Here is a 14,896-nt window from a genome sequence, read left to right as displayed (position 1 = left end):
CGCAGTTGCGGGCCTTCCCATGGTGGCGGCACTTCGCGGGTGCTGCTGCCATGGGGAGTGTTTCCCCACACACGACGTGCAACGACGATTGCATGCATGAAAACGGGCTCCCAGATGGGAGCCCGTTTTGCTTTCTGATTGCGCCAACAATGTCTCAAACACGCGCTGCATAGGCCAGTGCTCCCGCTCAAGGGCCGCCCCGCCGCGCTGGGAGCGTTCGCCCCTATACGGGGAAGGCGCGCCGCGCCTCAAGAGGTCACATCTCTTCACTCCAGCAATACCCATCGCGCGCAATCATTGCGCTGGCCGAGCTCGGCCCCCAACTGCCCGCCATGTACGGGCGTGGCCCCACCGGGTCGTTCTTCCAGTGCTGCAGGATGGGCTCTACCCAGCGCCAGGCTTCCTCCTGTTCGTCGCTGCGCACGAACAGATTCAGACGGCCTGCAATCACGTCGAGCAGCAGGCGTTCGTAGGCACCCACGCGCTCGGTGCCAAAGCGTTGGTCGAAGTCCAGGTTCAGCTGCACCTGCGACAGGGCGGGCTCCGTCTGGTGCTGGGCGGCGCCCTGGGCCAGCAGGTGCAGCTCCAGCCCGTCCTTGGGTTGCAGGTTGATCACCAGGCGGTTGGCGGCACCTGCGGGTGTTTTGAAGATGGGGTGCGGCACGGGGCGGAAGTTGACCACGATGTGCGCGTCGCGCCCCGCGAGGCGTTTGCCCGTGCGGATGTAGAACGGCACACCGGCCCAGCGCCAGTTGCTGATCTCGGTGCGCAGCGCCACAAAGGTTTCGGTGGTGCTGCCGGGGGCCACGCCTTTTTCCTGCAGGTAGCCGGGCACGGCGTGGCCCTGCGCGTTGCCTGCGCTGTATTGCCCGCGAATCACATGCTGGCCGATGGTCTCCATGCTCCAGGGCTTGAGCGACTGCAGCACTTTGAGCTTTTCGTCGCGGATGGCGTTGGCGCTGGAGTTGATGGGTGGCTCCATGCCAATCGCGCACAAGAGCTGCAGCGCGTGGTTCTGCACCATGTCGCGCAGGGCGCCTGTCTGGTCGTAGAACGCGCCACGCGTTTCCACGCCCAGTTCTTCGGCAATGGTGATCTGGATGTTGGCAATGGTTTCGCGCCGCCACAGGGGCTCGAACAGCGCATTGCCAAACCGCATGGCAAACAGGTTCTGCACCGAGGGCTTGCCCAGGTAGTGGTCGATGCGAAAGACCTGTTCTTCCTTCAGTACGCGGCGCAGGGTGTCGTTGATGGCCTGGTTGGATTTGAGGTCGTGGCCCAGCGGCTTTTCCAGCACCACGCGGGTGGTGGGGCCGTTCAGGCCGACGGCGGCGATCTGCTCGCACACGTTGGTGAACAGGCTGGGCGCGGTGGCCACATACATCACCACCGAGTCGGCACTGCGCTCGTGCAGCATGGCGGCAAGGCGCGCATAGTCGTCGGTTTTGGACAGGTCCATGCGCAGGTAGTGCAGCAGCGCGCCAAAGCGTTCGAACTCGTCCGGGGTGGGGCGCTTGGCCAGTTCCACGCTGTCAAAACGCGACTGGATCAGGCTGCGGTATTGTTCATGGCTCAGCTCGTCGCGTGCCACCGCAATGATGCGGCCCCCCTCTGGCAGGGTTCCATGCCGGAACGCCTGAAACAATGCGGGCATGAGCTTGCGCCAGGCCAGATCACCTGTTCCACCAAACAGGACAAGGTCAAAACTCATGGGGTCTCCGTATCAGGGTGTTGTTGTGCGTCTGAGGCTGGAAATTGTAATCTCGTTACATTGAATTGTGTAGCTGTAGAGGATGTAAAACGTTTTTTGACAGTTCGTGTGCAGAAAAGTATCGGATAAATTGTGTAATCAAGTTACTATCTCGCCGGTTTTCACCTCCCCACATCCTGAATCCACCATGTCCCTCCGTTGCGACCAAACTCCGCAGTGGCCTCAGTTGCAGGCCGCGTTCTCTGCAGATGGCAGCCGCCTGGATCTGCGGGAGGCCTTTGCCAGCGATGCGCAGCGCTTCGGGCACTTCAGCCAGCATGCGCCCGAGGTGTTTGCGGATCTGTCCAAGAACCTGTGGGACGCTGCCACTGAAACACTGCTGCTGGACATGGCCCGTGCCTGTGGCTTCACGCAGCACCGCGACGCCATGTTCGGCGGCCAGCCCATCAACAGCACCGAAGGCCGTGCCGTGCTGCACACGCTGCTGCGCCGGCCCCGGGGCCTGGCGTTGCCCGGCGACGGGCCGGACATTGCGCAGAAGCTGGACCAGGTGCACACCACGCTGGATGCCATGCTGGCCTATGCCGACGCGGTGCGTGCGGATGGCGCCATCACCGACGTGGTGAACATCGGTATCGGCGGCTCGGACCTGGGCCCGCACATGGCCGTGCTGGCGCTGGAGCAGTTCCGTGCACGGGGCAAGCGGCTGCACTTTGTCTCCAACGTGGATGGGCACGAGCTGCACACCACACTGCGCACGCTCAAGCCCGAGAGCACGCTGTTCCTCATCGCCTCCAAAACCTTCACCACCGCAGAAACCATGACCAACGCGCGCTCGGCGCTGGCCTGGTTTGCCGCGCAAGGCGGGCAGGATGTGGGGCGCCACTTCGCAGCGCTGACCACCAATGTCGACGCCGCCCAGGCGCTGGGCATTACCACCACGTTCGGCTTCTGGGACTGGGTGGGCGGGCGCTACTCGCTGTGGTCGGCCATTGGCCTGCCCATCGCGATCGCGATTGGCTCCGAGGGCTTCCGCGATCTGCTCGCCGGTGCCCATGCCATGGACGAGCACTTCCGCACCGCACCCCTGGCGCAGAACCTGCCCGTGCGGCTGGGCCTGCTGGACATCTGGTACCGCAACTTCCATGGCTTCACCAGCCGCTGCATCGCGCCCTACCACGCGGCGCTGCGCCGCCTGCCGGCCTATCTGCAGCAGCTCGAGATGGAAAGCAATGGCAAGCGCGTGGGGCTGGATGGCCAGCCGCTGCCCCACGCCACGTCGCCCGTGCTGTGGGGCGAGCCGGGCACCAACGGCCAGCACGCTTTTTTTCAGATGCTGCACCAGGGCACCGACGTGCTGCCGCTGGAACTCATCGCCGTGCGCCAGCCCACCCACCCCCTGGAGGGCCACCACAACAAGCTGCTGGCCAACGCCCTGGCGCAGGCCCAGGCGCTGATGGTGGGCAAGGAAGGCGAAGACGGCCACCGCCACTTCCCGGGCAACCGGCCCAGCACCTTCTTGTTGCTGGATGCACTCACCCCCGCATCGCTGGGCGCGCTGATCGCGCTGCAGGAGCACCGCGTCTTCGTGAGCGGCAGCCTGTGGGGCATCAACAGCTTTGACCAGTGGGGCGTGGAGCTGGGCAAGGTGCTGGCCAAGGACATCGAGGCGCGTCTGGCCAGTGGCGACGCTGCGGGGCTGGATGGCTCCACGGCAGGGTTGCTGGAGCGTCTTCGCGCCCACGACTGAACCCCCAAAAAACCCAACACGTTCGCCCCATCCCCTTCCGTTCGGGCTGAGCTTGTCGAAGCCTGGGCGCAGCGCTTCGAAAAGCTCAGCGTGCTAGGTGGTGATGGCGGCAGCCGAGGACCCTTGCATGACCGCATCCCAGCCCGATTTCCGCTCGCCCGACTTCCTGCGCGCGCACATCCGCCAGACCATGGCGTTCTACGAGCCCGTGGCCACCGACGCGAGCGGCGGCATGTACCACTTCTTCCTGGACGACGGCACGGTGTACGACACGCGCACCCGCCACCTGGTCAGCGCCACACGTTTTGTGGTCACGCACGCCATGCTCTACCGCACCACGGGCGAGGCGCGCTACCAGGCCGGCATGTTGCACGCACTGCAGTTTCTGCGCACCGCGTTCCTCGACCCTGCCACCGGCGGCTACGCCTGGCTCATCGACTGGCAGGGCGGCCGCGCCACTGTGCTGGACGGCACGCGGCACTGCTACGGCATGGCGTTTGTGATACTGGCCTATGCGCGGGCTTTTGAAGCCGGTGTGCCCGAGGCGCGCGGCTGGCTGGCCGAGGCTTTCGACACCGCCGAGCAGCACTTCTGGCAGCCCGCGCAGGGCTTGTACGCCGACGAGGCATCGCCCGACTGGGTGCTGACCGACTACCGGGGCCAGAACGCCAACATGCACGCCTGCGAGGCCATGATCTCGGCCTTTCGCGCCACGGGCGAGCGCCGCTACATCGAGCGTGCAGAGCAGCTCGCGCAGGGCATCTGCCAGCGGCAGGCGTCGTTGTCGGACCGCGCATCGGCCCCCGCTGCCGAAGGCTGGGTGTGGGAGCACTACCAGGCCGACTGGTCCGTGGACTGGGAATACAACCGCCATGACCGCACCAACATCTTCCGCCCCTGGGGCTACCAGGTCGGCCACCAGACCGAATGGGCCAAGCTGCTGCTGCAGCTCGACGCCCTGGCGCCAGCAGATTGGCATCTGCCTTGCGCGCGGTTTCTGTTCGACGCAGCGATGGAGAAGGGTTGGGATGCCGTGCACGGCGGCATCGTCTACGGCATGGCACCGGACGGCAGCATCTGCGACGACGGCAAATACCACTGGGTGCAGGCCGAGAGCATGGCCGCTGCCGCCGTGCTGGCTGTGCGCACGGGTGACGATCGGTATTGGCAGTGGTACGACCGCATCTGGGCCTACTGCTGGGAGCACTTTGTGGACCACGAACACGGCGCCTGGTTTCGCATCCTGCACCGCGACAACCGCAACACCACCCGCGAGAAGAGCAATGCGGGGAAGGTGGACTATCACAACATGGGGGCGTGTTATGACGTGCTGGGGGTGGTTGGTCGCTAGCAAAGCACCGCGTGCTGGTGCACGGATGCTATGTCTGCCCTTGTCTCTGGCGCGACGGCTGCGCTGCTACGCACTAGCGAATGAACGCCGGGACGCCGGTGTTCGGTTCGAGTTCGGGCGTGGAAGGACGAAAGCCCTCCTCTGTCCTAGGGTGCTTGCACCCGGGGCTTGATGGGGAACCCACAGCTTCAATCTCAACCGATGCAGATAGGGTGGGGGAGGGTTGGACAAAAAAGAAGAGCACTTGGGCTGGGACGCCGTTTCGCTTCAATAGATTCGTGACATAGGCGGCTCTGGCTGCGGCCATGGTCTTGGTGTCGTGTTTTCCGGGTAGAAACTTCGCCTCACCGATCACAGCTACCAGCGGACACCAATCCGCTTCACGTAGAGATTTCGCAAATGTGGCCACTGCTTGCCGATCTGCAGCGGGAAGCGTGACACCACTTTCATGGAATCGAACTACGTGTGTCTTGAGCGCCTTAAGGCTCAGAGCGGACGCGTCAAAGGCCAGGCAGCTTCCCACGAAGAGGGCGGCACATGTTCGAAGGGTGTAGTTCATGGTGAAACGCCTCTGGAGTGCCCTCGCTTATTGTCCCTGGAGAAAATTCACCGGCATTCCCTGCGCCTCCACGCGCACGCTGAACAGAGACCCCGCCGGAATCGCTGCGTCCATTTCCTCCATCGGCCGCCCCGCCCGCGCCGACGTAATAAACAGCGTCCGCAAATCCTCCCCCCCAAAACACACCATGGTCGGGCACTGCACTGGGACTTCAATGCGCTGCAGCACCTTGCCTGCTGGTGACAGCTGCAGCACACACGCCCCCTCGTACATCGCCACCCAGTAGTTCCCCTCCACATCCACTGCCGCACCATCGGGTCTGCCGCCGTACGGCTGGCCGTCCACCTTGCGATCAAACCGCGCCCAGGGCTGGCGGTTGGCGATGGTGCCGGTGGCCACGTCGAAGTCAAACCGGTCAATGCGGTGCTCCGGCGTGTTGGACCAGTACATGAACTGGTTGTCGGGGCTGAATGCGAGGCCGTTGGCGGTGAAGTTGTCGCCCGCCATGTGCTGCACGGCGTAGCCGCCGCCCGATGCCGACAGCCGCCACAGCGCGGCATCGGGGGCCGTGCGGGGGGTGATGACCGAGCCCGCCCAGAACCGGCCCGCCGTGTCGCAGCGGCCATCGTTCAGGCGCAGCATGCGGGTGTCGTGCTGGGCCGGGGGCAGCGGCGCCAGCAGGGTAAGTGCGCTGCTGACGGTGTCCAGCAGGTAAAAGCCGTCCCGTAACCCGATTACTATTTTTTTGTCCGCGGCGGGTGCGCAGCAGCCGGGTTCGCTGGGGGTCTTCCATTGCCGGTGCTGGCCGTCCGCCGGGCGCCAGGCGTTCACCGTGAATCCTTGGATATCACACCAGTAGAGGCAGTTTTCCTCAGGGTGCCAGAACGGCGATTCGCCCAGCTCGGAGGGCGGAAGGGGCAGGCGCTGCAGGGTCATGGGTTGAAGTGAGATGGTTATCGAGTTACATTCTAGGGCACTCAAACAGTAGCCCCGTATCCAATCCGAGGGCTTACCCACCGATGGAGCATCCCATGCATTCAGTCGTAGCGCGCGTGACGGCCCGCATCATCCAGCGCAGCACGGACACCCGCTCTGCCTACCTCGCCGGCATCGACGACATGCTGGCCCGCAAACCCACCCAGGAGCGCATGGGCTGCGCCAACCTCGCGCACGCCTATGCCGCGCTACCCGGCGCCGACAAGTTCAAGATCACGGTCGAAAAGGCGCCCAATATTGGCGTGGTCACGGCCTACAACGACATGTTGTCGGCCCACCAGCCGTACCAAAGTTACCCCGCCATCCTGCGCGACGAAGCCGCCCTGCACCAGGCCACCGTGCAGGTGGCAGGCGGTGTGCCAGCCATGTGCGACGGCGTGACGCAGGGCACACCCGGCATGGAGCTGTCGCTGTTCTCCCGCGATGCCATTGCCATGGCCACTGCGGTAGCGCTGTCCCATGATGTGTTCGATGGTGCGCTGCTGCTGGGCGTGTGCGACAAGATCGTGCCCGGCCTGCTGATCGGTGCCTTGCACTACGGGCATCTGCCCTGCGTGTTTGTGCCCGCAGGGCCCATGGGCACGGGCCTGTCGAACAAGGACAAATCCAAGGTGCGCGAGCAGTACGCGCAGGGCCTGGTGGGGCGTGATGAGCTGCTCAAGGCCGAGTCCGCTGCGTACCACAGCCCCGGCACCTGCACCTTCTACGGCACGGCCAACAGCAACCAGATGCTGCTGGAAGCCATGGGCTTGCACGTGCCTGGTGCGGCGTTTGCGCCACCCGGCACCGAAGAGCGCGAAGCCTTCACGCGCCAGGCCGTCCGCACGGTGCTCGACATTGGCAAGCGCGGATCGCGCTTCACGCCCATCGGGCGCGTGGTGGACGAGCGCTGCATCGTCAACGCCATGGTGGCCTTGCTGGCCACGGGCGGTTCCACCAACCATTTGATCCACTGGGTGGCCATTGCGCGCAGCGCGGGCATCCTGATCGACTGGTCGGACTTTGACGAGCTGTCGTCCGCCGTGCCGCTGCTGGCCCGCGTGTACCCCAATGGCGATGCCGATGTGAACCAGTTCCAGGCCGCAGGCGGCCCTGCGTGGATCCTGCGGGAGCTGCTGTCTGGCGGCTTCATGCACCCCGATGTGATGAGCGTGAACGCGGGAGGCATCGCCGCAGGCGGGCAGGGCGCTCCGGCGGTGTCGGGCGACGAGACCGTGTTGCGCCCGGTGTCCAAACCCTTCTCGCCCACCGGTGGGCTGCGCTTGCTGCAAGGGCGCCTGGGTCGCGCGGTGATCAAGGTCTCGGCGGTGCCCGAAGACCGCCACATCATCGAAGCGCCTGCGCGCGTGTTCGATTCGCAAGAGGCACTGCTCGCCGCCTTCAGCGCGGGCGAGGTGCAGCAGGACATGGTGGCCGTGGTGCGCTTTCAGGGCCCGCAGGCCAATGGCATGCCCGAGCTGCACAAGCTCACGCCGCCGCTGGCCGTGCTGCAGAACCAGGGCTTCAAGGTGGCGCTGGTGACGGATGGGCGCATGAGCGGCGCATCGGGAAAGGTGCCCGCCGCCATCCACGTGACACCCGAGGCCATGTCGGGTGGCCCGCTGGCCAAGGTGCTGGACGGCGACATCGTGCGGGTGGACGCTGTGGCGGGCACGCTGGATGTGCTGGTCGATGAAGCCACCTGGGCAGCCCGCCCCGTGGCGCCGTACACCGCGCGCCCCGTCACCGGCTTTGGCCGTGAACTGTTTGCCAACTTTCGCCGCCACGCTGGCGGTGCCGAACAAGGAGCCTGCACATGGTTGTAGGCAAGATGCCCCCCTGAGCCGCTTCGCGTCATCCCCCCAGGGGGACGCCACCGGTGGCCTGGCGAAGCCAGTTCCACGGTGGCCCTCGCATTCCATCGCGCCAGTTTCATACGCCGCTTGCGGTACTCAAAATTAAGGAGCAAACCCATGAACCCTCTCGACATCGCCAGCCATGGCCCCGTCATCCCCGTCATCGTGATCGACCGCGTGGAAGACGCGCTGCCCCTGGCCGAGGCCCTGCTGGCCGGTGGCGTGAAGGTGCTGGAGGTGACGCTGCGCACCGCAGCGGGCCTGCCTTCCATTCAGGCCATTGCGCGCCACCTGCCGGAGGCGGTGGTGGGCGTGGGCACGGTGCTCAACGCCGACGACGCCCGCCGTGCCAGCGACGCGGGTGCACGTTTTGCGGTGAGCCCGGGTTACACCTCCGAAGTGGGCGGCGCCTGCAAGGGGTTGAACCTGCCGCTGCTGCCCGGCGTGGCCACGTCCGGCGAAATCATGGCGGCGCTGGCCGATGGTTTTTCGTTCCTCAAACTGTTCCCGGCCGAGGCTGCGGGTGGCATTCCGCTGCTCAAGGCCTGGGCCAGCCCGTTTGGACAGGTCAGCTTTTGCCCCACGGGGGGCATCAGCCTGGCCACTGCGCCCAACTACCTGGCGCTGCCCAATGTGCGCTGCGTGGGCGGCTCGTGGCTGACGCCCGCCGACGCCGTGCGTGCGGGCGACTGGGCGCGCATCACCCAGCTGGCGCGCGAGACACACGCGTTGCGCAAGGCTGCGTGAGTTCGCCAGGATTTTGGATGAAATAGGAAGCTGGCGCTTGTTCAGTATGCGTTGATAGCTATAAAAAGAGAAGCAATCGCTGCGTGGTGGTTCGGCTGCAAGGTACGGCGGCGGAGGGTGGCCGCAGGCGCTGGGATCACTGGCTTGTGGACTTGCTGCCCTGCGCACCCCTATCATGGCGCGGGGCTTGTCCCTGCCACAACGGCTTCACGTTTCAAAGAGAGGGAGTTCTGTATGGATTTTGTTTCGGCTATCAAAAGCTGTCTGACGCAGTACGCTGGTTTCTCGGGCCGCGCTGTGCGCTCCGAATTCTGGTGGTTCTTTCTGTTCCAGGTGGTGGTGATGGTGGCGGCCAGTTTCCTCGGAGACGTCATCTCCGGCATCGTTTCCATCGCACTGGTGCTGCCCGCATTTGCCGTGGGCGCACGCCGGCTGCACGACATTGGCCGCTCGGGCTGGTGGCAACTGCTGACGCTGACCGGCATCGGCGTGTTGGTACTGATCTACTGGTGGGTGCAGCCCAGCGAGGGCTGATCCTTACGGCGCAGCGGACCTCCTGGGTCCGCCCGCACCAAGCCCGCTGGCCCCACGGCCAGCGGGCTTTTTTGATGGGGGCGGTGAGGGGGTGCCGGTGTTGCGGGTCGATTCTTGGTAAAAAATGGCTCCAGCGCTTGAAGGTAAAGCGTTAATTGCTATAAAAACAGAAGCAAATGAATTGAACTGTTTTGAACGGAGATGTTGTCGTCGTACGACAACGCGCCCGGCAGGCAATGATTGGTTTTTAAAATGGGAATCATTCTTACTCTCATTATTAAAAACCATGGCCATCCTTCATCAAAAGACAGCGGTATGCCTGGGCATCGCGTTGGCATTCGGTCTTCTTCCCGCAAGGGCTTCGGCGCAAGGTGTGAGTGCCACCCTGTCGGAGGTGCGAGTGGACGCCAGCGCCGAGAAGGAGTCCGCCACCGCACCGGTGGTCGGCTACCGTGCCCGCAATGCTGCCACCGCCACCAAGACCGACACACCGCTGGCCGAAACCCCCCAGTCCGTGACGGTGGTCACGCGCGATCAGCTGGTGGACCAGGGCGCCACCACGTTCCAGGGGGCGCTGCTGTACGCGGCAGGGGTGCGCAGCGATGCTTACGGCCTGGACAGCCGGGCCGACAGCGTCCGGGTGCGCGGCAGCACCCCGGACACCTATCTCGACGGGCTGCGCCAGAACTACAACTACTACACCAGCACCACCCCTGCAGAGCCCTATGCGCTGGAGCGCATCGAAGTGCTTCGCGGCCCTTCGGGCATGTTGTTCGGCGCAGGTACGGTGGCAGGCGTGGTCAACATGGTGAGCAAGCGCCCACAGCAAGAAGCGCAGCGCGAAGTGGGCGTGCAGCTTGGCAGTTGGGGCCGCAAGCAGCTGCAGGCCGACCTGACCGGCCCCCTCACCGCGGATGGTGAATGGTCGTACCGCCTGGTGGCGGTGGCGCGCGATGCCAATACCCAGGTGGACCACGTGCCGGATGACCGCCGCCTGATCGCTCCGTCCCTGGCCTGGCGGCCCAGTGCGGCCACATCGCTGGTCCTGCAGGCCCATTGGCAGCAGGACCGCAGTGGCACCACCTCGCAGTTCCTGCCCTGGTCAGGCACGCTGCTGCCCAATCCCAACGGCATGTTGCCCATCAGCCGCTTCATCGGAGAGCCCGGCGACTATTACGACAGTGACCGGGAATCCATCGGCTACCTGTTCGAGCACCGTTTCAACGACGCGTGGGCCGTGCGCCAGAACCTGCGCCTGGCCCGCAACGAAAATCGCGGCGGCTACCACTACGCCGACTTCTTCACCATCCCCGGCGGCTGGGGTGCAGACCCCGTCAACCAGCGGCTGATCGGCCGCCTGTACGGCAAGAACATCACGCGCACGCGCATGGCCGCGGTGGACACCCATCTGCAGGGCAACCTCACCACCGGGGCCCTGAGCCACCAGCTGCTGCTGGGCGTGGACTGGAACCGGCAGACCGAAAACAAGAATGAGGCCGACGACGCATACAACGCGCCCATCGATGCCTACGCCCCGGTGTACGGCAACGTCCTGAATCCGACGCTTGTCGCGAAACCCGAGAACGTGCAGCGCCAGAACGGCCTGTATGTGCAGGACCAGATGAAATGGGGCCGCTGGATCTTCATCGCCGGCCTGCGCCACGACCGCGCCGTGAACAGCCTGGCGGGCCAGTCAGATGACCGCACGAGCGACACCACGAAGCGCCTGGGCGTGATGTACCAGCTGGCCGGAGGCTGGACACCCTACGTCAGCTACGCAGAATCCTTTAGCCCGGTGAGCGGCACCAATACCTACGGCCAGCGTTTCAAGCCGCTGGAAGGCGAGCAGATCGAAGTGGGCGTGAAGTACGCCCCCGCAGGCAGCGCCACCCAGTTCACGGCGGCGGTGTACGACCTCAAGGAAAAGAACCAGAAGGTGGTTGATCCGGTCAACCCGAACAACTCGCTGCAGGTGGGCCAGACCCGCAACAAGGGACTGGAGCTGGAGTACAAGGCCCGTGTGGCCACAGCGTTCGACCTGACCGCCCACTACAACTACACCGATGTCGATCCGCTGCTGGAAAACCTGCCGCGCCATCAGGCTGCCGTGTGGGGCGTGTACCGGTTCTCCATTGGCGGCGTGCGCGGCTTCTCGGCGGGTGCGGGTTATCGCTGGCTGTCGTCGTTCCGTGATGGCACGGGGCCGAAGGTGCCGGCGGCGGGTGTCGTGGATGCGCTGCTGGCCTACGACAGCCAGGACTGGCGCTACGCCCTGAACATCAGCAACCTGGCCGACAAGAAGTACATGAGCACCTGCCTGGCGCGTGGCGACTGCTGGTGGGCCGCGCGCCGCAATGTGGTGCTGAGCGCGACGTATAGGTTTTAATCCCCTTAGCCGCTTCGCGTCTTCCCCCCCGGGGGAAGACGCCCGTGCACCAAGTGCAGCGCCGCATACGCAGCTTGGCGGCCCTTGCACGGCGGCACTGGCACGGGACAGTGCCAATGCGAAGGCCGGGCCCTTTGCTCTGGGTTGGTGCGGTGCAGTGAACCGCGGTACAAATGTCGAAAGGGCAGCCCGTGCCACGACGTGCTTCACGTGTTCCAAGTAAAAAACCCCGCAGGTTTTGCAACCTGCGGGGTTTTTTTGTGCACTACCGGGCAGAACCTGGGTTCCACCCGGAGCGGCTGGCCATTACATGCCCATGCCGCCCATGCCACCCATGCCGCCCATGTCGGGCATGCCGCCGCCAGCACCGGCCTCGTCCTTGGGTGCTTCTGCAACCATGGCTTCGGTCGTCAGCAGCAGCGATGCCACGGAGGCAGCGTTCTGCAGGGCCGTGCGGGTGACCTTCGTGGGGTCCAGAATGCCCAGCTCGAGCATGTCGCCGTATGTGTCGTTCGATGCGTTGAAGCCGTAGTTGCCCTTGCCGGCCAACACAGCGTTCACCACCACCGAGGCTTCGCCGCCAGCGTTGTTCACGATTTCGCGCAGGGGCGCTTCGATGGCCTTGAGCACCAGCTTGATACCGGCTTCCTGGTCAGCGTTGTCACCCTTGATCGAGTCACCGACAGCTTGCTTGGCACGCAGCAGGGCCACGCCACCACCGGCCACAACGCCTTCTTCCACAGCTGCGCGCGTTGCGTGCAGTGCGTCTTCCACGCGGGCCTTCTTTTCCTTCATTTCGACTTCGGTGGCAGCGCCGACCTTGATCACGGCCACACCGCCAGCCAGCTTGGCCACGCGCTCTTGCAGCTTTTCGCGGTCGTAGTCGGACGTGGCTTCTTCGATCTGCACGCGCACTTGCTTGACGCGGGCTTCGATGTCACCCGCAGCGCCAGCGCCGTCGATGATGATGGTGTTTTCCTTGCCCACTTCGATGCGCTTGGCCTGGCCCAGGTCGGCCAGGGTCACCTTCTCGAGGGTCAGGCCCACTTCTTCAGCGATGACCTTGCCGCCCGTCAGGATGGCGATGTCTTCCAGCATGGCCTTGCGGCGGTCGCCGAAGCCAGGAGCCTTGACGGCCACGACCTTCAGGATGCCGCGGATGGTGTTGACCACCAGCGTCGCCAGGGCTTCGCCTTCGACTTCTTCGGCAATGATCAGCAGCGGACGGCCGGCCTTGGCGACTTGCTCCAGGGTGGGCAGCAGGTCACGGATGTTGCTGATCTTCTTGTCGAACAGCAGCACGAAGGGGTTGTCCAGAATCGCGGATTGCTTTTCGGGGTTGTTGATGAAGTAGGGCGACAGGTAGCCGCGGTCGAACTGCATGCCTTCCACGACGTCCAGTTCGGAGTCGAGGGACTTGCCGTCTTCCACGGTGATCACGCCTTCCTTGCCAACCTTGTCCATGGCGTCAGCGATCAGCTTGCCGATGGTTTCGTCGGAGTTGGCGGAGATCGAGCCGACCTGGGCGATTTCCTTGGAGGTGGTGGTGGGCTTGGAAGCCTTCTTCAGCTCGGCAACCAGGGCCGTCACGGCCTTGTCGATACCGCGCTTCAGATCCATCGGGTTGATACCGGCGGCCACGTACTTGAAGCCTTCGCGCACGATGGCCTGGGCCAGCACGGTCGCGGTGGTGGTGCCGTCACCAGCGTTGTCGCTGGTCTTGGAGGCCACTTCCTTCACGAGCTGGGCGCCCATGTTCTGCAGCTTGTCCTTGAGTTCGATTTCCTTGGCCACGGACACACCGTCCTTGGTCACGGTAGGGGCGCCGAACGAGCGCTCCAGCACCACATTGCGGCCCTTAGGACCCAGGGTCACCTTGACCGCGTTGGCCAGGATGTTCACGCCTTCAACCATGCGTGCACGGGCTTCGCCGCCGAAAACTACGTCTTTTGCTGCCATTTGGAGCTCCTAAATTTGGTTCAAATTGGCTGCTGGCGCTTATCTGGTAAGCGTGAGCAGCTATGAAAATGTGAGTTCTGGGATGCTGGGGGACTTCTGTCTTCGGCCGGGCCTGCGGCCCTTAGCTTGGCTGCGCCAAGTTAGCCTTCGACGAAAGTAATCGCTAAAGCGATTACTTTTCGACCACTGCAAACAGGTCGTCTTCCTTCATGACCAGCAGCTCGTCGCCGTTGACCTTGACGGTCTGGCCCGAGTACTTGCCGAACAGAACGCGGTCGCCGACCTTCACGTTCAGGGCGAGCACCTCACCCTTGTCGTTCTTCTTGCCGGGACCAACGGCCAGCACTTCACCTTGATCGGGCTTTTCAGCGGCGTTGTCAGGGATCACGATGCCGGAGGCGGTCGTGGTTTCGCTTTCGATACGCTTGACGATCACGCGATCGTGCAGAGGGCGAAGGTTCATTGCAATGCTCCTGTTTTCAGTAAAAAAAGCTGACTTACTCAGCGTCTGGAGACCCAGGCGCTACCAAACTTCCGACAGGCAAGGTGGTGTTAGCACTCGTCTGTGGTGAGTGCTAATGATACGGGCATTTGTGACGGTTTCAAGACGTCCAAGGCATTTCCCGATTTCTTCGGATGCGTTGCGGGCGCAGTCAGAGGGGTGGGGGTTGTCATCGATCTATCGGAGTCGGGAGCTCCGCCTCTTTGCAGCCGCATGGCTCTGGTTGCCCGGCCGTTTCGTATCTAGTGCAGATGTGTAGGCCGGGAAGCACTGTGGATCCTCGCTGCAGAAGGGTCTACCACCGGGTCCCCCAGTTGGCGTCTATCTGTGACGCCCTAGAAGGCGGGTGCGATGGCATGTGATCGAGCCTGCTGACGTAGTCCAGACCGTGCGTTTTACGCGGACATCGTGAACTCTTACATCCTCCACGGCCGCTATCTGCCGTGGGTCGTCGGGCGATGCGGGGTTGTCCACAAGGTTTTTGACGTGGAGTGCCAACGTCCCAATGATTAGACTTGGCTTCCATGAGGTGGCCGGGCATGGTCGTTAACAAGATATCGTTTGGA

11 protein-coding genes are annotated in these 14,896 nt (G+C 64.1%); 6 read left to right on the top strand and 5 right to left on the bottom strand.

The window, feature by feature from the left end:
* Positions 1 to 256: 256 nt before the first annotated feature.
* Positions 257 to 1,711 carry a glucose-6-phosphate dehydrogenase gene (zwf, locus tag ASE52_RS21200; protein ID WP_057229032.1) on the bottom strand — a complete coding sequence of 485 codons (1,455 nt, stop codon included), beginning with the start codon at positions 1,709 to 1,711 and terminating at the stop codon, positions 257 to 259.
* 187 nt (positions 1,712 to 1,898) lie between these two features.
* On the opposite strand from zwf, the gene pgi reads away from it, so the two are divergent.
* The gene (gene pgi, locus ASE52_RS21195; RefSeq protein WP_057229030.1) at positions 1,899 to 3,461 is read left to right on the top strand and encodes a glucose-6-phosphate isomerase; all 1,563 of its coding nucleotides are present in this window, start codon (positions 1,899 to 1,901) and stop codon (positions 3,459 to 3,461) included.
* Positions 3,462 to 3,588: 127 nt separating this feature from the next.
* On the top strand, positions 3,589 to 4,812 hold the full coding sequence (locus tag ASE52_RS21190) for an AGE family epimerase/isomerase (RefSeq protein ID WP_057229028.1): 1,224 nt from the start codon (positions 3,589 to 3,591) through the stop codon (positions 4,810 to 4,812).
* A gap of 73 nt (positions 4,813 to 4,885) precedes the next feature.
* Here the strand turns inward: ASE52_RS21190 and ASE52_RS25840 are convergent, their stop codons facing one another.
* Positions 4,886 to 5,371: an OmpA family protein gene (locus tag ASE52_RS25840; protein WP_140426307.1), complete on the bottom strand. Its 486-nt coding sequence runs from the start codon at positions 5,369 to 5,371 to the stop codon at positions 4,886 to 4,888.
* A 27-nt stretch (positions 5,372 to 5,398) separates the two neighbouring features.
* On the bottom strand, positions 5,399 to 6,307 hold the full coding sequence (locus ASE52_RS21185; RefSeq protein WP_057229026.1) for an SMP-30/gluconolactonase/LRE family protein: 909 nt from the start codon (positions 6,305 to 6,307) through the stop codon (positions 5,399 to 5,401).
* A 95-nt stretch (positions 6,308 to 6,402) separates the two neighbouring features.
* Here ASE52_RS21185 and edd point away from each other — a divergent pair, with 95 nt between their 5' ends.
* From edd to ASE52_RS21165, 4 genes are all read left to right on the top strand, one after another.
* On the top strand, positions 6,403 to 8,172 hold the full coding sequence (gene edd / locus ASE52_RS21180) for a phosphogluconate dehydratase (protein ID WP_057229647.1): 1,770 nt from the start codon (positions 6,403 to 6,405) through the stop codon (positions 8,170 to 8,172).
* A gap of 147 nt (positions 8,173 to 8,319) precedes the next feature.
* Positions 8,320 to 8,949 carry a bifunctional 4-hydroxy-2-oxoglutarate aldolase/2-dehydro-3-deoxy-phosphogluconate aldolase gene (eda, locus tag ASE52_RS21175; protein WP_057229024.1) on the top strand — a complete coding sequence of 210 codons (630 nt, stop codon included), beginning with the start codon at positions 8,320 to 8,322 and terminating at the stop codon, positions 8,947 to 8,949.
* Between the two features lie 234 nt (positions 8,950 to 9,183).
* Positions 9,184 to 9,483: a DUF805 domain-containing protein gene (locus tag ASE52_RS21170; RefSeq protein WP_010462236.1), complete on the top strand. Its 300-nt coding sequence runs from the start codon at positions 9,184 to 9,186 to the stop codon at positions 9,481 to 9,483.
* A 286-nt stretch (positions 9,484 to 9,769) separates the two neighbouring features.
* Positions 9,770 to 11,869 carry a TonB-dependent siderophore receptor gene (locus ASE52_RS21165; protein WP_057229022.1) on the top strand — a complete coding sequence of 700 codons (2,100 nt, stop codon included), beginning with the start codon at positions 9,770 to 9,772 and terminating at the stop codon, positions 11,867 to 11,869.
* Positions 11,870 to 12,175: 306 nt separating this feature from the next.
* On the opposite strand, the gene groL is transcribed toward ASE52_RS21165, so the two are convergent.
* Both groL and ASE52_RS21155 read right to left on the bottom strand, forming a co-directional pair.
* A complete protein-coding gene (groL, locus tag ASE52_RS21160; protein WP_010462232.1) occupies positions 12,176 to 13,828 on the bottom strand; it encodes a chaperonin GroEL in 1,653 nt (550 codons plus the stop codon).
* A 172-nt stretch (positions 13,829 to 14,000) separates the two neighbouring features.
* Positions 14,001 to 14,291: a co-chaperone GroES gene (locus tag ASE52_RS21155; RefSeq protein ID WP_056173280.1), complete on the bottom strand. Its 291-nt coding sequence runs from the start codon at positions 14,289 to 14,291 to the stop codon at positions 14,001 to 14,003.
* Positions 14,292 to 14,896 lie beyond the last annotated feature (605 nt).

It is taken from the genome of Acidovorax sp. Root275 (genome assembly GCF_001428965.1).
GTDB lineage: Bacteria > Pseudomonadota > Gammaproteobacteria > Burkholderiales > Burkholderiaceae_C > Acidovorax > Acidovorax radicis.
Note: the sequence above shows the minus strand (reverse complement) of the source record. Positions and strands in the feature narration are given on the sequence as shown.